The sequence below is a fragment of the Chryseobacterium ginsenosidimutans genome (assembly GCF_024807225.1).
Taxonomy (GTDB): Bacteria; Bacteroidota; Bacteroidia; order Flavobacteriales; family Weeksellaceae; genus Chryseobacterium; species Chryseobacterium ginsenosidimutans.
The window spans coordinates 302,465-322,624 of sequence record NZ_JANUCO010000001.1 but is presented as its reverse complement, the minus strand read 5'-3'; the positions used below and the strand labels follow the sequence as shown (position 1 = coordinate 322,624).

Annotated in this window: 21 protein-coding genes and 4 pseudogenes; 11 read left to right on the top strand and 14 right to left on the bottom strand. The window is 35.0% G+C overall.

The genetic code is table 11. From position 1 onward, the window contains the following. Positions 1 to 39 precede the first annotated feature (39 nt). Positions 40 to 1,284: a bifunctional folylpolyglutamate synthase/dihydrofolate synthase gene (locus tag J3D55_RS01535; RefSeq protein ID WP_259127501.1), complete on the bottom strand. Its 1,245-nt coding sequence runs from the start codon at positions 1,282 to 1,284 to the stop codon at positions 40 to 42. A 98-nt stretch (positions 1,285 to 1,382) separates the two neighbouring features. Here J3D55_RS01535 and J3D55_RS01530 point away from each other — a divergent pair, with 98 nt between their 5' ends. The 5 genes from J3D55_RS01530 to J3D55_RS01510 are packed head-to-tail and all read left to right on the top strand — an operon-like array spanning position 1,383 to position 5,595. After that, on the top strand, positions 1,383 to 2,705 hold the full coding sequence (locus J3D55_RS01530; protein WP_259127500.1) for a TolC family protein: 1,323 nt from the start codon (positions 1,383 to 1,385) through the stop codon (positions 2,703 to 2,705). A gap of 1 nt (position 2,706) precedes the next feature. After that, entirely contained in the window at positions 2,707 to 3,297 is a 591-nt protein-coding gene (locus J3D55_RS01525) for a SprT-like domain-containing protein (protein ID WP_259127498.1), read from the top strand. A gap of 2 nt (positions 3,298 to 3,299) precedes the next feature. Beyond that, complete coding sequence (locus J3D55_RS01520; protein ID WP_259127497.1) at positions 3,300 to 4,385, top strand: mannose-1-phosphate guanylyltransferase; 1,086 nt, start codon at positions 3,300 to 3,302, stop codon at positions 4,383 to 4,385. A 33-nt stretch (positions 4,386 to 4,418) separates the two neighbouring features. Further along, on the top strand, positions 4,419 to 5,093 hold the full coding sequence (locus J3D55_RS01515) for a hypothetical protein (RefSeq protein ID WP_259127494.1): 675 nt from the start codon (positions 4,419 to 4,421) through the stop codon (positions 5,091 to 5,093). Further along, on the top strand, positions 5,053 to 5,595 hold the full coding sequence (locus J3D55_RS01510) for a GNAT family N-acetyltransferase (protein ID WP_259127490.1): 543 nt from the start codon (positions 5,053 to 5,055) through the stop codon (positions 5,593 to 5,595). The genes J3D55_RS01515 and J3D55_RS01510 overlap by 41 nt, the downstream gene beginning before the upstream one ends. An 83-nt stretch (positions 5,596 to 5,678) precedes the next feature. On the opposite strand, the gene J3D55_RS01505 is transcribed toward J3D55_RS01510, so the two are convergent. From J3D55_RS01505 to bcp, 3 genes are all read right to left on the bottom strand, one after another. After that, a complete protein-coding gene (locus J3D55_RS01505; protein ID WP_259127486.1) occupies positions 5,679 to 7,202 on the bottom strand; it encodes a T9SS type A sorting domain-containing protein in 1,524 nt (507 codons plus the stop codon). Further along, entirely contained in the window at positions 7,163 to 7,573 is a 411-nt protein-coding gene (locus tag J3D55_RS01500) for a hypothetical protein (protein WP_259127484.1), read from the bottom strand. Before J3D55_RS01500 ends, J3D55_RS01505 begins: the two co-directional genes overlap by 40 nt. Positions 7,574 to 7,755: 182 nt before the next feature. Continuing rightward, the gene (gene bcp / locus J3D55_RS01495) at positions 7,756 to 8,205 is read right to left on the bottom strand and encodes a thioredoxin-dependent thiol peroxidase (RefSeq protein WP_259127483.1); all 450 of its coding nucleotides are present in this window, start codon (positions 8,203 to 8,205) and stop codon (positions 7,756 to 7,758) included. A gap of 33 nt (positions 8,206 to 8,238) precedes the next feature. On the opposite strand from bcp, the pseudogene J3D55_RS01490 reads away from it, so the two are divergent. After that, positions 8,239 to 8,860: pseudogene (locus J3D55_RS01490) on the top strand (endonuclease III domain-containing protein). Positions 8,861 to 8,899: 39 nt separating this feature from the next. Here J3D55_RS01490 and J3D55_RS01485 read toward each other — a convergent pair. From J3D55_RS01485 to J3D55_RS01475, 3 genes are all read right to left on the bottom strand, one after another. Further along, positions 8,900 to 9,343, bottom strand: coding sequence for a DinB family protein (locus J3D55_RS01485; protein ID WP_259127481.1), 444 nt, complete (start codon positions 9,341 to 9,343; stop codon positions 8,900 to 8,902). A gap of 5 nt (positions 9,344 to 9,348) precedes the next feature. Then, positions 9,349 to 9,942, bottom strand: a complete 594-nt coding sequence (locus J3D55_RS01480; protein WP_259127480.1) for a hypothetical protein — start codon at positions 9,940 to 9,942, stop codon at positions 9,349 to 9,351. Positions 9,943 to 10,033: 91 nt separating this feature from the next. Beyond that, entirely contained in the window at positions 10,034 to 11,830 is a 1,797-nt protein-coding gene (locus J3D55_RS01475; RefSeq protein ID WP_259127477.1) for a DUF885 domain-containing protein, read from the bottom strand. Positions 11,831 to 12,107: 277 nt separating this feature from the next. Between J3D55_RS01475 and J3D55_RS01470 the strand changes: the two are divergent. The 4 genes and pseudogenes from J3D55_RS01470 (at position 12,108) to J3D55_RS01455 (ending at position 14,131) form a co-directional block, all read left to right on the top strand. Beyond that, positions 12,108 to 12,570 (top strand): annotated as a pseudogene (locus J3D55_RS01470) (hypothetical protein). Positions 12,571 to 12,744: 174 nt separating this feature from the next. Then, positions 12,745 to 13,449 (top strand): MotA/TolQ/ExbB proton channel family protein, encoded by a 705-nt coding sequence (locus J3D55_RS01465; protein ID WP_259127474.1) that lies wholly within the window; start codon positions 12,745 to 12,747, stop codon positions 13,447 to 13,449. A 9-nt stretch (positions 13,450 to 13,458) separates the two neighbouring features. Then, positions 13,459 to 13,857, top strand: coding sequence for an ExbD/TolR family protein (locus J3D55_RS01460; RefSeq protein WP_259127472.1), 399 nt, complete (start codon positions 13,459 to 13,461; stop codon positions 13,855 to 13,857). A 34-nt stretch (positions 13,858 to 13,891) separates the two neighbouring features. Next, positions 13,892 to 14,131, top strand: coding sequence for a hypothetical protein (locus J3D55_RS01455; protein WP_259127471.1), 240 nt, complete (start codon positions 13,892 to 13,894; stop codon positions 14,129 to 14,131). Here J3D55_RS01455 and J3D55_RS01450 read toward each other — a convergent pair. Next, positions 14,102 to 14,359, bottom strand: a complete 258-nt coding sequence (locus J3D55_RS01450; RefSeq protein ID WP_259127469.1) for a hypothetical protein — start codon at positions 14,357 to 14,359, stop codon at positions 14,102 to 14,104. The genes J3D55_RS01455 and J3D55_RS01450 overlap by 30 nt on opposite strands. Positions 14,360 to 14,552: 193 nt before the next feature. On the opposite strand from J3D55_RS01450, the gene J3D55_RS01445 reads away from it, so the two are divergent. Next, positions 14,553 to 14,774, top strand: a complete 222-nt coding sequence (locus J3D55_RS01445; protein WP_259127468.1) for a hypothetical protein — start codon at positions 14,553 to 14,555, stop codon at positions 14,772 to 14,774. A 15-nt stretch (positions 14,775 to 14,789) separates the two neighbouring features. Here the strand turns inward: J3D55_RS01445 and J3D55_RS01440 are convergent, their stop codons facing one another. The 6 genes and pseudogenes from J3D55_RS01440 to fbaA all read right to left on the bottom strand — a co-directional run bounded on the left by J3D55_RS01440 (position 14,790) and on the right by fbaA (position 20,113). Next, positions 14,790 to 15,182, bottom strand: coding sequence for a hypothetical protein (locus J3D55_RS01440; RefSeq protein ID WP_259127466.1), 393 nt, complete (start codon positions 15,180 to 15,182; stop codon positions 14,790 to 14,792). 17 nt (positions 15,183 to 15,199) lie between these two features. Further along, positions 15,200 to 15,934 (bottom strand): ATP-grasp domain-containing protein, encoded by a 735-nt coding sequence (locus tag J3D55_RS01435; protein WP_259127465.1) that lies wholly within the window; start codon positions 15,932 to 15,934, stop codon positions 15,200 to 15,202. 9 nt (positions 15,935 to 15,943) lie between these two features. Continuing rightward, positions 15,944 to 17,348: pseudogene (locus J3D55_RS01430) on the bottom strand (spore maturation protein). Between the two features lie 184 nt (positions 17,349 to 17,532). After that, positions 17,533 to 18,042 (bottom strand): DUF6973 domain-containing protein, encoded by a 510-nt coding sequence (locus J3D55_RS01425; RefSeq protein WP_259127461.1) that lies wholly within the window; start codon positions 18,040 to 18,042, stop codon positions 17,533 to 17,535. A 54-nt stretch (positions 18,043 to 18,096) separates the two neighbouring features. Next, the gene (gene accD, locus J3D55_RS01420; protein WP_259127460.1) at positions 18,097 to 18,951 is read right to left on the bottom strand and encodes an acetyl-CoA carboxylase, carboxyltransferase subunit beta; all 855 of its coding nucleotides are present in this window, start codon (positions 18,949 to 18,951) and stop codon (positions 18,097 to 18,099) included. A gap of 90 nt (positions 18,952 to 19,041) precedes the next feature. Then, positions 19,042 to 20,113 (bottom strand): annotated as a pseudogene (gene fbaA / locus J3D55_RS01415) (class II fructose-bisphosphate aldolase). Between the last annotated feature and the right edge of the window lie 47 nt (positions 20,114 to 20,160).

The following is a 20,160-nucleotide window of genomic DNA, read 5'->3' as shown; positions in this document are numbered from 1 at the left end:
ATACTTGTTTCCTCGTATAGAGTGGTGCAAATATACGACTTATTCGGAAATCTCCAAATTTTTTTCTAAAAATTCTCCCACTACAAAGTTACTTCCGCCGATAAAAATCATTTCTTCATTTGTACATTCCTCTTTTGCAGAAAGATACGCTTCCTGTACAGAATCAAAAATTTTATAAAAAATTTTTGCTCCGATCAACAAATCTTCATAATCTTTCGGGTGTCTGCCTCGGCTGATAGAAGGTTTTGCAAAATAAAACTCAGAATTTTCCGGAAGTAAATTCATTACTTCATCGATCTTTTTATCGTTCACAAAACCCAAAATAACGTGCTTATGCTTATCGATAGAATTTAATTGAGAAAAAACATATTCTAAACCGGCTTGATTGTGTCCCGTATCGCAGATTGTCAGAGGGTTTTTGGAAAATTCAAACCAACGACCGATGAATCCTGTGTTTTTGTGAACATTTAAAAGACCTTCTTCGATATTTTGATCAGAAATAGTGAAATTCAATTTTCTTAATTCTTCCATTAAAGCTACAACAACTTTGATGTTTTTCTCCTGATAATTTCCTTTTAAATCAGATTTTAGATTTGTTTTTAATAAAGTTGCATCAATAAAAGTCGCGTTTTCCTTTTCTGCTTTATTTTTAATAATATTTTTTACCGCATCGGTTTCATCTCCGGAAATAATTGGGATCTTATTTTTTACAATTCCGGCTTTTTCCCATGCAATTTGTTCAATTGTATCTCCTAAAATATTTTGATGATCCAATTGAACATTTGTGATTGCAGAAACCAAAGGGGTAATAATATTGGTTGAATCCAATCTTCCGCCCAATCCAACTTCAATAATAGCAAAATCTACTTGCTGTTGATAAAAGTATTCAAAAGCCATAATCGTCGTAAATTCAAAGAAAGAAGGAAGAATATCTTCCGGAAGACCTTTCAGTTTTTGAATAAATTGGAAGACAAATTTTTTATCACAATTTTTACCGTTTACTTTAATACGTTCTGTAAAATCGATAAGATGAGGTGAATTGTATAAACCCACTTTATATCCGGATTCCTGTAAAACTGAAGCCAGCATATTGCTCGAAGAACCTTTTCCGTTGGTTCCTCCAATATGGATGCACTTTATTTTTTCCTGAGGATTCCCGAAAAACTCACAAAGTCTCGTGATATTGTCTAATCCTGGTTTATATGCTTTCTCTCCATCAATCTGGTAATTCGGCGCTTGTACGAAAAGCCAATCTACGGCTTCCTGATATTGTTCGTTTGTCATGATACAAAATTCTCAAAAGTTTAATTAAAATGAAACAATAATTTTTTTAAAACTGTAACTTTTTTATATTTACTTCGTCTAATAGGGAAAAATCTAATATGAAAAAAGTTTTGACTATTATTTTGGGATTATCTTGCCTGGCTGTCAATGCCCAGAAAAAGTGGTCGTTGAGAGAATGTGTAGATTACGCAACCAAACATAATCTTCAGGTGATCCAAAATGAGTATTCGAAACAAATGCAGGACTCTAACCTGAAAGTTGCCAAAAGAAATTACCTTCCTTCCGTATCTGCAAGTATTGGAAACAGCGTGAGCTTCGGACAGGGATCATTAGGAGCAGGAAGTTATAGAAATGATAGGTTCAATAACAGTCCCAATCTTGGGGCAGATATCTTGGTTTACAACAATGGAAGACTGGAAAAAACCGTTAGAAAAACTGAATTTGATGTAGAAGCAAGTCAATACGATATCGAAACGATTAAAAATGATATTTCTCTTCAGATTGCACAACAATATTTAACAACGTTATTAAATAAAGAAATTGTAAAAATCTCTAAGGCAGCTGTAGAAAATGCTCAGAAACAATATGATAGAGCGAAAATTACCACGAAAGTAGGGACTACAGCTCAAACGGTTTTTGCAGAAGCAGAATCAGGTTTAGCAAGAGAAAAACAAAATCTTAAAACTGCGGAAATTAATGTAGATCGCAGTTTGTTTTCTCTGGTTCAGCTTTTACAACTGGAAGAGTATAAAGGTTTTGATGTGGAAGATGTAAATGTTCCTGATCAATTGGAGGCACAACTAAAATCTGGTGAAGAGGTTTTAGCAACAGCTTATGAAACACAGCCTCAGATAAAAGCGGCAAAAAGTAGGATCCGATCTGCAGAAGCTCAGACTGAGGTTACGAAAACAGCTTTTTGGCCTACATTAACAGCCAGTGCAGGTCTTAATACTTTTTACAATAAATCATTTAACGTTCCTCCTGGCGTTGTACAAGGAACTTTTTTTGAGCAATATAAAGATCAATTTGGACAAAGTGCAGGGCTATCACTTAATATTCCTATCTTCAACAAAGGAATTACCAAACTGCAGGTTGAACAATCGAAAATTAATGAAAGTATTGCTAAAGTTACGCTAGAACAGCAAAAACAGACGGTAAGACAGAATGTTCAGAAGGCTCAGTTTGATGTTGATGCCAATTATGAAATTTATTTATCAGCAGTTCAAACAGAGAAAAGTACAAAACTGGCTTTGGATTTTGCTGATAAAAGTTATGGAGCAGGAAGATCAACAATCTATGATGTGAATGTTGCCAGAAATAACTACGCGAACGCTCAAGGTTCTGTGGCTCAGGCTAAATTTAATTATCTTTTCAGTCTTAAATTGTTGAATTTCTATGCAGGAATTCCATTAAGTTTGTAAAATGTCTATCCAGTCGCTAGAAAAATATTTACCAAAAGATACACTTCAATATTTAAAAATCTGGTTTGCAGATTATTATATACATATAAAAGTTACAAAAAACAGGAATTCTAAGTTAGGAGATTATCGTAAACTTCCGGATCATTCCCACGAAATAACGATCAATTCAACGTTGGTTCCTGAGCTTTTTTTCTTTGTGCTCACTCATGAATTGGCACATCTCATAGCGTTTGAAAAATACGGAAGAAGAATTTCTCCTCACGGAAATGAGTGGAAAGAAACCTTCAGACAAATGCTGTTGCAAAGTCTTGAAGTGTATGACGAAAATCTAAGACCAATCATTGTGAGGTTCTCAAAATCTCCAAAAGCCAATTTTATGGCGAGTCCGGATTTGGTTAAATATTTTCACATTGAAAAACAAGATGATAACCTTTCGTTTATCGAAAAACTACAAAAAGGAGACTTCTTTATTTACCGAAATGAAAAGTATTTGTTAGAAGGTCTAATTAAAAAAAACTATCTTTGTAAGAACCTCGCTACTGGAAGAAAGTATTCTTTCAAACCTTTGGCAAGGGTAGAAAAATGCACTTAAGAATGTCAAAATCAGATAGATATTGCGTAATTATGGCGGGAGGAATCGGTAGTAGATTCTGGCCTATGAGTACGCAAAAGTTTCCAAAACAATTTCAGGATATTTTAGGAGTTGGGCGTACAATGATTCAGCAAACTTATGATAGAATCAGTAAGATTATTCCTAATGAGAATATATTTGTAATCACAAATAAAGAATATATTGAGCTTTCTCACCTGCAGTTGCCTGAAATTCCGCAAGAAAATATTGTTGGAGAGCCATTATTAAAAAATACAGCACCTTGTAATCTTTACATGGCAAATAAAATTGCTGAGATTAATCCGGATGCTACAATGATAGTGTTGCCTGCAGATCATTTGATTTTAAAAGAACAAACTTTTTTAGAAAAAGTAGAACTGGCTTTCGATGTTGCAGCTAAAAATGAATATTTGATTACGTTAGGAATTACTCCTACAAGGCCCGATACAGGTTATGGATATATTCAGTTTGTAGATAAGCACAATTCCGATTATTATAAAGTAAAAACCTTCACGGAAAAACCTATTCTCGAAATTGCAAAAAGCTTTTTGGAAAGTGGTGATTTTCTATGGAATGCAGGGATTTTCATTTGGAACGTAAAAAGTATTCATCATGCTTTTGCGACGTATCTTCCTGAAATGACACAGCATTTTATGGCTTGTGAATATAATGCAGATAGTGAAAAAAGCTGTATTGATCTTATTTATCCTAAAGTTCAGAAAATATCCATCGATAACGGAATTCTGGAGAAAGCAAAGAATGTTTATGTAATTCCTGCGGATCTCGGATGGAGTGATCTCGGAACATGGACTTCTGTCTATGAAAATGCCGATAAAGATGAAAATCAAAATGCTATAAAACCCAGACAACATATTCTTACCTATAACTCAAAAGGAAACGTTATTCGTTTGAAAAATACGAATAAAGCCGTCATTATTGATGGATTGGAGAATTACATCATCGTAGATACGGATAAAGCACTGCTTATTTGCCCGAGAGATAATGATCAGTTGATAAAAGATTATGTTCTTGATCTAAAAAACCTCAAAAAGGGAGACAAATTCATGTAAAATAATTGGTATGCTTTCTGCGTTATCTGAATTATGATGAAACTTACATATAAACTTAGTGTATTCGTTTTCTTATTTTTGGGAGTATTTTCATATTCTCAGCAAAAAAAACAGTTCTCTAATGTTTCGAATATTTTACAGAGTATTATTCCGAATATTAAAACAGATTCATGGGTTTTAATTCATAAAAGCTATGGAAAAGATAATATTATTAAACAATCAGGAGCGGTAAAAGATTATATTCCCCAATCTTCAGGATTTAATATGGGGATCGCCGAAGAGGATGAATTTTACTACATTGTGTATTCTTCAGGTGGTAAAACGGAATATGTAACTGATTTTGACGGGCTTAAAAAGTTTGTGGGAAAAGTTGATGATATTGAGGATGCTGCCATTTTTGCAGCAACAGAAGGTTATATTGTTGATGAAGAGTTCAGAGATATGGCAGGAAATTATTATGAAGATAAATCTAATTATTACCTGGATTTAGGGAAGCTTACTTCAAAAGAATGCCCTTATCAGAAAAAACATTTTACATTAATAATCAGTAAATCGTCAGGAACGATTACCAATGTTAAAGATAACGGAGCTTATATTGAGCTATACAATAAAAAATGCACCAATAATCCGAGGCTTTTAAAAATCGAGAAAAAAGAAGAACCCAAAGATGAGCCTAAAAAATCAACAAGATCTACAAAACGCAGATAATTTCTACGAAACAGAGCGATTAATCCTTCGTCCCGTGTCTTTGGAGGATGGAGAATTTATTCTCGACCTTTACAACAGACCAAAATTTATTCAATTTATAGGAGATCGCAATTTAAAAACGGTTTCTGATGCCGAAAACTATATTAAAAACAGGTTTCTTCCTCAAATGGAAAAGCTTGGCTATGGAAATTATTTAATGCTCACCAAAGAAGGGAATGTTAAAATAGGAGCTGTTGGAATCTTTGAAAGAGAAGGTTTAGATGTCGTGGATATCGGGTTTTCTTTATTGGATGAATTTGAAGGAAAAGGCTATGCTTACGAAGCTGCTTTCAAAATAAAATCTATCGGAATGGATGATTTTGGTTTAAATAAAATTTCGGCCATCACGACAAAAGATAATTTTTCGTCTCAGAAACTCATTGAAAAATTAGGGCTGAAATTTCAAAAATATGTTACAATTCCTGATGATCCGGAAGAACTAATGTACTACGAAACAGAATAAAATTTTTTAAACAAAGATTTGTTGAAAATAAGAAGCTCCGGCGACCAAAGGTCGCCGGAGCTTTAATGAAAAGAGAAGTTTATTTATTTTTTAATTACTTTAACGGTCTGTCTAGATCCATCTTCCAACTGGAATGAGATCACATATAAACCGGTTTTCAAATCTCTTAAATCAAGCTCATTCGAAGGAGACAATGTTTTTAGATTTCTTCCTGATAGGTCTGTAACGTTGATCGATTTAATACCTTTTATATCTGAAATTTTCAGAGTCTCAGCAAAAGGATTGGGATAAACGGAGATATTATTTTTATTCTTAGTTACATCATTTGTAGCAAGAACAAGATAGGAGAATTCATAACCACCTAGATCGGGAGTTGAACCTCTTGGCATTCCTGCGAAATCCATGGTTACTTCAGGAAGAGCAACGCCCGCATTGTCTAAACCTGAATTTGCAGGTGCAGAAGTATTTAAATGAAGATCTGTTCCGCTTACAAAAACTGGAGAAATGTTAAGAGAATTTGCATTTCCTCCGAATCCTGTTTGGATGTCTGCCAATGTTGTTTTGTTTGCACTGCCGATATATCCTAAAGCAGTTCCTGTAGTAGCATAATCATTATAATTAATATTTCCGAACACGGTACTTGGTGATGTAGAATAAATAGCGAATCTTGAGCCCGATGTCTTGTTATTGATAAAGAGGTTATTTCTCACATCCAAAGCATTGGCGGCAGTTACATTTGTTCCTAAAACAGATAATGCGGTAGATATTCCAGTTTCAGCATTGGAGGTATTAAGATTTACGGTGTTGCTGTATATCTTATATCCTGCTCCTGAATAGACATAAATTCCGGTAGCTTGTCCTGCTCCGGTTGCTAAAACATCTGAAATAAGATTATTGTATACCAACGTATTAGCTGCGGTTGATGTAGTTCCTAAAACAATTGCCTGCATTAAGTTTCCTGACATCGTGTTTTTAAGTCCAGACAGTTTATTAGAGTAAATACTCACATTTGCTGTTGCGCCTCCCAAATATATTGCGCTACTGTTTACATAAGTTAATATTCCGCTAACCTCTGTAATTGTGTTATTGTAAACCTGCGTAGAAACATTTGTTGCTCCCGGACCAATGGAGATTCCTATGTTATAATTAATCCCTGTGGTAGAAGTTGCAGTATTTTTTACACTGATCGTATTTCCACTTACGGTCGTATTGTTGGAGCCGGTTGAAACAGAAATTCCAAAAGCCGCCGCTGCAGTTGTAGTTGTACCTGAAGTTGTGCGAACAATACCTATTGTATTGTTAGAAATAGTCGCTGTTCCACCAATCCCGGCTTCATATATTCCGTTTTGAAGAATATTATTATTGATAGTATTTCCAGTGATTAATAAATTGTTTCCGTTTGCTGCTGCTGTAGCATCTGCTAAAACATATAAACCATTAAATCCCACTCTAATGTCATTATTTTGCACGGTAACATTATTGAAGTAACCGACAGCAGTTGCTCCGTTTGCGACTACGAAATTTGTACTGCCATTAGATCCATTGATGAAAATTGCGTTTTTAACTGCTACATTCGCAAGAGGAGCAGTACTTGTTGGCGATCCCATAAAAAGAACAGATGGACCTGTTGTGGAAGTATTACTGAAAGTAAGGTCTCGGGTGTTCCTCCGTTAGTTGTAGATCCGTCAATAGTAACATTTGATCCTAAAATCTTCACTAAAGGATTTGATGCAACAGCTCCGGAGATCGTAGCTGCAACGGTAGGCTTAATCATAATAGAAGTATACGTAGTACCCGCATTCAAAACGGCAGTTGCTGTTTCTGTGGTGTTGGCTGTAATACTTAAATTGATGCTTCCCTGATGTGTTCCTGCATTAATAGCGTCGAACGCATCTTTTAATGTAGTGTAGGTTGCTGTCGCTGTGCCGGCTGTTGCGGTCACATTAATCTGCGCACTGGCGTAAAGCCCGAATAGCATCAGGCTCGAAAATAAAATTTTTCTCATGTTTTTTTTTATTAAAATTGATAATTAAATATATAAGTTAATTGTTAACTATATATTACTTAGCTAAATGTAATAAAAATTATTTAACCAATATTAATTTTAACATAAGAATTAATAAATTTTAAGTGAGAAATGAATATTCTCAATAACCAAGCCTATTCTTCCAAAATTTGTTCAGCAGCGGTCTTCGAAGTCACTTTTTCGATAACTCTTGTACAAACTCCCTTTTCATCGAAAATAAAGGTAGTTCTTACAATTCCCATATATGTTTTTCCGAAAGTTTTTTTCTCCTGCCAAACTCCGAATTTTTCTATAACATCGTGATTTTCATCGGCAATAAGACTGTAAGGGAATGCAAATTTGCTGTGAAAATTTTTCTGTTTCTTTACAGAATCACCACTTATTCCTAATAATTGAAAACCCGCTTTTTCCAGTTTTGAGTAATTATCACTCAGATTACACGCTTCAACAGTACATGTTGGTGTATTTGCTTGAGGATAAAAGAAAATGACTAATTTTTTTCCTATTAATTTTGATGAGGTTACCGTTTCTCCGTCTTGGTTTACTCCTTCAAATTCAGGTAATTTATCTCCAACTTTCAACATAATAATTTATTTTTGTTCAAATTTAATGGTTAAATGACAAAAAAGCAAAGAGCCGAGCTCGTTCAGATAGAATTAGAAAAATTATATCCTGAAGTTCCGATTCCGTTGGAGCATACAGATGCCTATACTTTAATGGTTGCTGTGGCGCTTTCTGCGCAGACAACCGATAAGAAAGTGAATCAGGTGACGCCGAATCTTTTTAAAGTAGCAGGAAGTCCCGAAAAAATGGCAAAACTGGAAGTTCCGGAAATAAAAGAACTCATCAAAGAAATCGGGCTTGCCAATACAAAAGCCAAAAACCTGAAAAGGATGGCAGAAACTTCTTCTGGAAAGGCATAATGGAGTAGTACCGCAAACCTATGAGGAATTGGAAGCGCTGCCCGGAGTTGGTCACAAAACGGCTTCTGTTGTGATGAGTCAAGGTTTTGGATTTCCTGCTTTTCCTGTCGACACCCATATTCACAGATTAATGACGCAATGGAAGCTTACTTCCGGAAAAAACGTTGTAGAAACGGAAAAAGACGCCAAAAATATTTGGAAAGAAAGCGTTTGGAATAAACTGCATCTTCAAATCATTTTCTACGGAAGAGAATATTCTCCCGCAAGAGGAAAAGGAGAGAAAGATTTTATTACGAAAATGATGTTTGAGAAATAAAAAAACAACCTTGAGAAAAGGTTGTTTTTCGTTTTGTATTTAATTATCTAGCAATCTTCTATGATAATTAATCTGTCCCAAATGATATTCCAAGTGCCCAATCAAATGAATTAAAAAATAGTCTGTCGTCATTTTATATCCCAAAGGTTCGATAGGATATTCTTTTTCCAAATCTTCTGCAGATAGTTTTTCAAGCGAAGAATTTACCACTTCAATGGTGTTTTCTATTTGTTGAATAAGTTCAGCTCTGGGAATATCTTTTAATGAAAATTCCTGTTCGCGATTTCTGATATATCCTGAATTTCCAAGGATTGCTCCGACAAAATGACTGATATTTCCAACTAAGTGAAGGGATAAATTTCCTGCAGAATTTAAAATATTTTTATCGATTTTCCAGATAATGTCTTCATTTTGGTACGCTTCGATTTCTGTTTTTAATTTGTTTAAATCTCTTGTGAACAGTGATTGTAGACTTTGTATCATTTTTTCTATTTAATTTTTGTTTTAAAATATCCTTTAAAATTTTTTGTGACCAAGGAATCCAGACTCGTGTTATAATCTATAAATCCATACATGCTGTCATTCTTCTGAAATTTAGCACTATTAAGAACCAGTTTCTGAGAATTGGGATGAGTTTCAATGAACTTAATTTCACCCTTCAAAGTTTTCGGATCAATATCTTTAATTAAAAATTGATTATTAAAAACCTTTACCAAAACGCCGTTTCCAAAATATCCATTGTAATTATTAAGCCAAATATTGATTGTATCTCCACTGCATATCGCTTTACATTTATAATTATCAAACTGAAAAAATTTATATCTTTTTTCTCCATAAAAAACACGTTCAAAATAACCATCTTCCTGCACGATATAAGCAGTTCGTGTTAGATTTTCAACTTTTTCGCTATTAAATAATTGAAGTTCAGGATATTTTGAAAGAAGTTTAATCGTATCGTTTTGCGGAAGGTCTTTATCTACAATGAATTTTTCAAAGTTTATTTCATTCTTTCCTCCTTTTTTACAGCTTAAAAAGCACAATCCAAAAATGAAAATTACAATAAAATAAAACGTTTTTATCATGATTTTAATTAAAAAGATAAAGCTAAACAAAAAAGCCACAAAAATTAATTTGTGACTTTCATATTTATAAAGAAGAATTTCTTCCGCTAAATTATTTTTGATTTTTCGCCCAAAGCTCCATTTTTCTGTTCAAAACATCCAAAGGAAGACAGCCCTGACTCAAAATTTCATCATGGAATTTAGCCAGATTGAATTTACTTCCCAGTTCTTTCTGATATTTTTCTCTCAATTCACGGATTCTCAATGAGCCGATTTTATAGCCTAAAGCTTGTCCCGGCATTGCCATATATCTTTCTACTTCGGCAGTTGCACCGGCTTCATCATAAGAAATATTGCTTAAGAAATACTTTATTGCATCTTCTCTCGTCATTCTTCCGGTGTGCAACCCTGTGTCTACCACCAATCTCACGGCTCTCAGCATTTGATCACTCAAATATCCCATTTTCTGATAAGGATCGGTGTACAGCCCGAATTCCGGACCTAAAGTCTCACAATAATGTGCCCAACCTTCACCATAAGCTCCAAACCATCCAAATCTCATGAATTTCGGAAGTTTCGTATTTTCCTGTTGAAGAGAAACCTGATAATGGTGCCCCGGAATTGCTTCATGAAGGAAAAGAGATTCCATCCCTGAAGTTACATTGAATTTTGAAGCATCAGGAAGCGGAACATAGAAAATTCCCGGTCTTTTTCCATCCGGAGTTCCCTGAATGTATTCTGCACTCGCACTTGCTTCCCTGAATTTTTCCGTTTGTCTGATCTCAAATTTCGTTTTCGGCGTTACGGAGAACATCGTTTTCAGCTTCGGCGTTATTTTAGCTAAAATCCCATTGAATGCTCCCAAAACTTCTTCCGATGTTTTATAAGGCATTGCTTTTGGATCGGTTTTTACAAAATTGATGAATTCTTCCAACGTTCCTGTGAAACCAACCTGCTGTTTTACTTTTTCCATTTCTCCACGAAGCATGGCGACCTGCTGAAGACCTATTTTATTGATCTCTTCAGGAGGTTTATTAGTTGTCGTCCAGCTTTTTGCGTAATACTGATAAATTTCTTTACCGTTTGGAAGGCTGTTGTAACCATCTGTATCTCTTGCTTTTGGCAGATATTCTTTCTCTAAGAAATTACCCATTTTGGTATAAGCCGGAATAATTTTCTGCGTAATAGCCTCTTTGTAAAGCGCTGAAAGTTTTTCTTTTTGCTCTTTGGTGAAGCTTTTTGGCAGATTTCTTATCGGTCCGTAGAAAATATTTTTGTCTAAATCTGTCGTCGTGATTTCTTCAGCTCTCATTTGAGGAATCATTTTAACAACCAGTTTTTTAGGCAAAACCATTTTATTATTAATTCCTTCACGGAAATTATCAGCCGCCGCATTCATCCAATCCGAAAATTTTTCCATTCTTTTCAGCCAGTCGCTATAATCTTTTTCTGTTTTAAAAGGCTGGCTTCCTTCTCCGCTTCCGTACAACGGGAAAGTAAGCGGAAGTCCGCCAAATTGCGTGAAAGGAATGTATTCGGGATGATAAATGTAAGCTTGAGTTTTATCTTTTAAAGTATAATCCAACACATCATACACTACCTTATCTTCATCGGAAAGGCTTTTGTAATCTACATTGTCCAATTGTTTCTGCACAGAATTATAAAAAGCAACTTCCCCGGAAATAAAATCTTTATCAATATTAATAGGAAGCTGGTCGTTATATCTCAAATCTCCTTGTGAAGTAGCATCCAACGGATATAATTTTAAATATTGCTCATAATAATTGGAAGCAATAGAATCTAAATTGGAAGGTGTAACTTTGGTTAAAGGCGAGTCGCTCTTTTTGCACGAGGCAAGACTCATCACCAAGGTTAAGCCTAAAATACTTTTAGATAAGATATTTTTCATTTTTTTCGAAATTCTTTATAAAAACAAAAGTAAATATTAAAACGATAAAAGGGGCAAAAGATTATTAAGACGATATAATTTTACACAGTAACTTTTGGCAAATCACAAAGGTTTTTATTTTTTGATCATTAAAACGGACTCTTTAAATGATGTTATTATTAATTATGCTCAAATTTTCGAAAATAATTTTCAAATAATTTTCCACAATCAATCTATTTTTTATCTTTGCTGAAACAGTTTAACAATCATATTATTACAGTTCTTTTTTTAGGAAATAATGAAAGGGATTTTAAAAATTTACCATCCGGAAGAAACGCTAAAGTACAATATTAGAAATACTTATTGTAAAGCGGTTTACAGCAATCAACAACACTTATTAGAAGTTGAAATTATCACGGATGATGGTCTGGATCATGTAGACGATGATTCTTTACAGTACAATTTTCCGCAACTTTCACTAGAAGTTTTCGATTTTCCCATTGATTCAGAGGAAATAGAAGGAAAAACAATTACCATAAACGATTCTGAAGAAGATACTTTCACAGAAGTAGATCTTTTCGACGATGAAGAGGCTTTTCTCTATGATAATGAGCTTTTATTCGAAAAGAACGAAGAAGGAGAACTTCAGGTAATCTGGAAAGGGACGATCGACGATTTCTACACAGGATCAGGAAACTCCGATTCCTTTTAGACTCAAATGCGAATTTAAACAAGACGATATTGTAGTAGACGAAGATTAAAATCTCGATACTCAGTATTTTTTATAAGCAGATTTCTTTTCAAATACTTTTTTGGAAAGAAATTTGCTGTTTACTTTTTATAACAATTTTAAGTTGTTTTTAAGCAATTTTTAAGAGTACTATTCATAATATTCGACTACATTTGTCGTTAAAACTTTTATAAAATACACTTTAATGCTGTTAACGGAACTTACTCAGATTTTATTTGCACAGGTTGCTGCACCTGCTGTAGCTGCAGACGATTTAGAATTTTCATTTTGGAAGATCATGTTCCACGGAGGAGCTTTCGCTAAAATAGTGATGTTTACTGTATTGGCACTTGGCGTTTTTTCTGTCTACTTGTTTTTTGAAAGATTTTTCTTTATTAAAAGACTGGCTTCAAAAACCGACTCCAACTTTATGGATAATATTGAAGATTTTATCAAAGAAGGCAAAATGGAATCTGCAGCAGATTATTGTAAAAGACAAAATTCACCGGAAGGAAGGATTTTAGAAAAAGGGATCTCAAGATTGGGACGTCCTGTTTCTGATATCGTAAGCGCGATGGAATCTCAGGCTCAGATAGAAGTAGCGAATATGGAGAAAAACCTGAACCTTTTGGCGGTTGTTCCGAGTATTGCTCCGATGTTGGGATTGCTGGGAACGGTGATCGGGATGATTATTGCGTTCTTTAATCTATCTCACGCAAGCGGATCTTTCTCTCCAAAAACTTTGTCTGAAGGTATTTATACAGCGTTGGGACAAACTGCGGTTGGTCTTGCGGTGGCAATTCCTGCCAACTTTTTCTACAATATTCTTTTAACGAGAATTGATAAATTTGTATTGAGAGCTCAGAATATGTCCGGCGAATTTTTAGATCTTATCAATAAACCTTTATAATTCTTTCTTATGAAAATTCAGAGAAGAAATAAAGCAAACCCCGAATTCAGTTTGGCAGCGATGACAGATGTTATCTTGCTGATGTTGATATTCTTTATGATTACTTCATCAGCGGCCAATCAAAGTGCGATTGAAGTTAATTTGCCTAAAGCGGGAGCAGTAGAAGACAATATTCCTAATCCGTTGGTGGTAAGCATAAAGCCAGACGGATCTTATTTTGTAGATGATAATCCTGTGAATAAAGGCGAATTGGAACAAATGATTGTGAGTAAATTGACCAATCAAATCAATAAATCTTTCACGATCAGAGCAGACGAAAATACGATGCATAAAGATGTCGTTTTTGTAATGGAAATTGCTGAAAAAAATAAATTCAATATTGCCATTGCAACGGTTAAAGATAAATAGTACCTCCGAAAATCTCGGAAAAGATCATTTTAAAATGAGAAGTCATATTATAAACAAAGAGGAGGAAAACAGAGATAGGGTAAAAAGCGCGTTGCTTTCTATCCTGATTTGGTCTGCCATCCTGTTATTTGTTTTTCTATATAAATTAAAACCGGAACTGGATGAACAGCCGGAAGTGATTACAACAATGTTAGTCAATTTCGGGGATAACAGAAACGGAAAAGGAGCGGAAGAAACCTGCAGATCAACCCGGAAGTCTGGCTGCTGTTGCTGAAGTAACTCCTGAACCTGCAGAAGCGGCTGTTCCTGAAACAAAAACGGTAATAAAACCTGAGCCGCAACTTGAAACGAAAAAGGCAGATGTAAAGGAAAAAATCATTACAGGAAAAAATTCTAAACTCACTGTTCCGAAAAAAGAAGAATCAAAAAAATCTGATAAAGCAGCAGCTACAAGTACTTCTGCAACTAAGAATACTAAAAAATCGGGTGCTACAACTGCCAATTCTAAAACCGGAAACGGCGACGGAAAAGGAACTGCCGCAATCGGAAACCTTATCAGAGGAAGAGGAACAAAAGCGGGAAGCCAAGGTGATGGTCAAGGAATCGGAAATAACGGAGATCCTTTAGGCGGCGACGGAAATGGTGACAGCAAAGTAGGAATCGACAGGAAACTGGTCGGATTCATTCCCGGAACGATGGGAAGAGGCGGATCGCAACCATCAAACAGCTGTACCGCAAGCGGAACGATTACCGTTGCTTACACAGTGGATAAAGCCGGAAACGTGGTTTCTGCAAGAAGATCGGGAGGAACGGCTGATCCATGCATCAGTTCAAACGCGGTTTCCTGGGTTAAGAAATATGTAAAAGCCGAAAAAGCCAACACATCTTCCACCGGAACGTATAAAATTACATTCTAAAAATACAAAAGCACTTTATTCAAGTGCTTTTTTTATTTCGTTGATTCTGTTGATAACGGGAAGTGCAAAAATTCCGCTGGTTTGAAGATACAATTCGTAGAATGTTTTTGCTTTATCTAAAAAGTCATTATTTTTTTGTCCTCTGCCTGTAAAATAGAAAAGATTTCCAAGCATTTCGTAATAATCTTTGTGATCTCTTTCTTGTCTTTCGTTGACGATTTCGATGATTTCTTCTTTTGATTTCGAGGAAAGTGTAGTAAAATCAAATTTGAAAATATCTCTCATCAAAGTCTCAAAATCTAATTCTTTCTGCATCAGACTTTCTTCAGGTTTGTCTAAAATAAGTTTTTCCAATGCTTGAGTTAACTGACGGATCAGTCGTAAGGTGAATTCTTTATCTGTTATCATTGTTGATATTTTTTTAATTAAAAATATAAATAATCTTCTGTTTGGGTTAATTCGCTCCATCTGGCTGAAAGAAATTTCGCATAATGAGTCGATGAAAGTCCGTAAGTTCCTAATGAATGCCCGTCGTTAACTTCTACTAATATAGTTTCTCCATTCTTATTAACACCAAAATCCAAAGCGAATGAATAGGGTTGTGAAGTGAAAGATTCTATTGCTGATGCAACTGTTTTTACATCTATTTTCGTGTCCCAGTCTCCTTTATATCTTCTGATATCTAAAATCTCTTTGTACCGGATAAAACATCGCCATTCCGTTTTAAAATCAATCAATTCAGAACACCAGATTTTTATGTCATCTTCTTTATACATTAATCCTAAAAGATCCATTTCGTTGTTAATGACCTTTCCTGTAAACAATTTTGTTTCAGTTTTAGGTTTAATGAAAATATTCCATTCTTTTTTATTGAAAACTTCATTAATAGATGATTCCCAGATTTTTCTTTTTAAAAATGGTTTTAATTCTTCAGGATAATCAATTTCTTTTTTGGGACGATTTATATTTAGGTTTTGAAGTCTTTTTCTCACATTTCCGATTCCACCAACGAGGATATTTTCGGGATTATCATCTGAAATTTCATCTGCATCAAAAAACTTCTCTGTTTCATAACCAAAGTTTTTGAAACCTTCAAAAGCCACAAAAGCATTAACGTTATAAAATTCACCGTCTTTATCGGTCTGAATGTAAGCTTTCATGAATTTAGTTTAAGCAAAGAAAAGATAAGCAAGACCAATCGCAGTAATAACACCCACCAAATCCGCCAAAAGCATGGCAATGACAGCATATCTTGTGTTCTTCACGGCTACAGCTCCAAAATAAACGGCAATCACATAAAACGTCGTATCTGAACTTCCCTGAAGAAACCGCTGCCAATTTCCCCTGGAAACTGTCTGCTCCGAAAGTTGACATTGTATCAACCATCATTCCGCGAGCTCCTGAACCAGATAAAGGTTTGATTAAAGCAGTCGGAAGTCCGTCCACAAATCTTGCATCTAAATTCGCGGAATAAGCGATCCATTTCATTCCGTCAATAATAACATCAAAAACGCCTGAAGTTCTTAATAACGAAATAGCGATCAACATCCCAACTAAATACGGAATGATCTTCACACAGGTTGTAAAACCTTCTTTTGCGCCTTCAATAAAAGCATCAAAAACATTTATTTTTTTATAAACAGCCCCAAGAACGATCGCTAAAAAGATAAAAAGAATCAATCCGTTACTTAAAACTTTACTGAACGTATCCAATTCATCTTTGCTTAATTGAACTAAATAAAGAACAAGAAGTGCAATCAATGCCGAAATTCCGCCAACATAGGCAAGAACAATAGGTTTTAAGAGATTTATTTTTTGATATAAAGAAACAACGATCATTGCGGCTAAAGTCGCTGCAAAAGTTGCGATCATACAAGGAAGGAAAATATCAGTCGGTGTTTTTGATCCCATTGAAGCCCGGATTGCAATAATAGAAACCGGAATCAAAGTCATTCCTCCTGCGTGAAGGCAAAGAAACATAATCTGAGAATTACTTGCCGTGTCTTTATTTGGATTTAAAGTTTGGAGACTTTCCATGGCTTTTAAACCAAAAGGAGTTGCTGCATTGTCCAAACCTAAAAGATTGGCACTGAAATTCATCAGCATATGTCCGAAAGCGGGATGGTTTTTCGGAATGTCGGGAAATAGTTTTGAGAAAAACGGCTGAATTAAACGGCTTAACAGATTGATTCCGCCTGCTTTTTCTGCAATACTCATGAATCCCATGAATAAGGTCATGATTCCTATTAAACCAATACAGATATCTACGGCAGTTTTCGAAGTTCCGATCACGCCGTCTGCTTCCTGAACACGATACACTTTTACATCTTGTTTCAGAGAATCTGTTTTATAATGAATTCTGCTGTCTGCAAAATCATTTTTTTTCATCAAACTGTCTCGGACAATAGGAGAGAGGGCATTGATTTTCTGTGTTGCAATCTGCACCGTATCACCACCTTTCCCAACAACCATATCATTGAAGATGGTTTTGTAATGGCTTGACGAAACGTATTTTATACTTGCAATAGCAATAGCAATGATGATGAATGCGGACCAAATTCTGCTGAGAACCATTTGATTAAATTAAAAATTTTAGAAAAGATAATAAATTTAATGTGAAAAAAATTGAAACTTTTATTTTTTGAACTTTTATTGAGATGCTTCGAGAGCCTTAGCATGACATTTCTAATACTAATTGCTTTATTTAACGATCTTTTGTAGCGATGTCACGCTGAGGTTTTCGAAGGATATTTAATTTTTATTCATTTAAATAAACCAAGAAGCCCTCAAAATCATCATCCAGATTTTTCAAGACTTTTGCATCCTTCATTTTCTTTTCCAAGCCGTCGATGAAAAAGCTTTTTTCAAAAAACTGACGGTGAACTCCCGGTAAGAGTTCTTTAAAATAATCCATCCCAAATTTATTGTTATGAAGATCCATTTTTGTTTCCAAAGGCTTGTTGGGAAAGAGTTCTTCGTGCATATCTGTGATTCTTTTGCAGAAATCGAGTGCTTTTTCGGGAGATGAAACTTTAGAACAATACATGGCGATAAAACAACACCAAAGCGCATGTCTGAAAGAATTTCCGATTCCATTATTAGAAGCTGTTTCAGGGAATTTTTTCTGGGCAATTGTGAAAGCCTGAACTGTTGCATGAAAACTTAATAAAGAAAAAATAGGATGGGGCAGAACGAGCGAAAAAAGACGCATAATCTTTTTAAAACTCATACTTCGGATCGTATTAAAAAATATTCTGAACGTTCTCATAAATAAAAATCTCTCCCTAATTAGAGAGAGATTATCGTATTTTGTTACAAATTATTAAGCTTTTACGGCTAATAAATTTAGTGTTTTAGCAATTGTATCTCTGATTTCTGTTCTTTTCACAATGAAATCTACAAATCCTTTTTCCTGAAGGAATTCTGAGGTCTGGAAACCTTCCGGTAAATCTCTACCGATTGTTTCACGGATAACTCTTGGTCCTGCAAAACCGATCAGCGCTTTTGGTTCAGCCATGATGATATCTGCTGTCATTGCAAAAGAAGCGGTAATACCTCCGAAAGTAGGGTCACAAAGATAAGCGATGTACAACAATCCTGCTTCTGAAAGCTGAGCCAGTTTCGACTGTACTTTTGCCAACTGCATCAAAGAATACGTAGCTTCCTGCATTCTCGCACCTCCCGACTGACAAATAATCATGTAAGGAAGCTTGTTTGCCATACAGTAATCAATCGCTCTTCTGATTTTTTCACCCATTACAGAGCCTAAAGAACCTCCGATAAAAGCAAAATCCATACAAGAAACCACCATTTCAGTTCCTTTTACGGTTCCTACAGCGTTTCTGATAGAATCTGTCAGTTTTGTTTTAGCTCTTACTTCTTTTAAACGGTCTGCGTAAGGCTTTGTATCTTTGAAGTTCAGGATGTCAATACTTTCAACATTAGCATCAAGCTCCGTGAATTTACCTTCGTCGAAAAGGATATCAAAAAATTCTGCACTTCCTATTCTTACATGAAATCCGTCTTCCGGAGAAACGTAATTATTTCTCTTCAGTTCGTCATGTTCCACCACTTTTCCTGATGGAGTCTGATGCCAAAGACCTTTGGGAACGTCTTTTTTCTCATCAGTAGATGTCGTAATATTTTGTGCTTTTCTTTTAAACCACTCGAATGCCATATTGTCTGTATTAATGTATAAATGTAAAATGTATTCAATTAAAAAATCTTAATTAGTAAAACTTTTTAATTGAATACAATTGTACAGTTCTTATTTTAAAGTGTTTACGTTATTTAAGTCTTCAAACGCCTGAACCAATCTTGTAGAGAAAGTTTCTTCACCTTTTCTTACCCAAACTCTTGGGTCATAGAATTTTTTGTTTGGTTTTTCTTCTCCTTCAGGGTTTCCGATCTGAGTTCTTAAATACTCAACATTGTTTACCATATAATCTCTTACTCCTTCTGTGTAAGCAAATTGAAGGTCTGTATCAATATTCATTTTGATCACACCGTAATCGATCGCTTCTCTGATTTCTTCCAAAGTAGAACCAGAAACCTCCGTGGAATACGAAGTTGATTGGCTTATCAGCAGTTCCGAATTTCTCCTGAACAAATTTCTGAGAGTTGTCAAGGATTTTTGGTGTAAGAACCACGTTTCCTGGCTTGTAAACTCCGTGTACGTTACCAAATGCAGCAGCAATGGTAAAGTTATCAGAAATAGCTTTCAGTTTTTCGTATGTGTAAGCGATATCTTCCGGTTGAGTATATAATTTTGAGTTATCAACATCTGAATTGTCAACACCATCTTCTTCACCTCCTGTTACTCCGATTTCTACTTCAAGAGTCATCTGGATTTTAGCCATTCTTTCGAAATATTTAGCAGAAATTTCTAAGTTTTCTTCTAAAGATTCTTCAGAAAGATCAAGCATATGAGAAGAATAAAGAGATTTACCAGTTTGCTTGTAGAATTCTTCGTTGGCATCCATGATTCCGTCGATCCAAGGCAATAATTTTTTTGCACAGTGGTCTGTATGTAAAATTACAGTTGCTCCGTAAGCTTCTGCAAGAGTATGAATGTGTTTTGCACCAGCAATTGCTCCTAAAATGGCAGCTTTTTGTCCGTCATTGCTTAATCCTTTTCCTGCATTATAAACAGCTCCACCATTAGAAAACTGAATGATAACAGGTGAGTTTAGTTTTGCTGCAGTTTCCAATACTGCATTTACGTTGCTAGAACCGATTACGTTTACTGCAGGTAATGCATATTTGTTTTCTTTAGCGTGCTGAAAAATATCAGTAACTAATTGACCTGTGGCAACTCCTGCCGGGAAAATTCTGCTCATGTTTTACTTTTTAATATAAATTATTAGGGTGTTTTTAAATTCCTGTA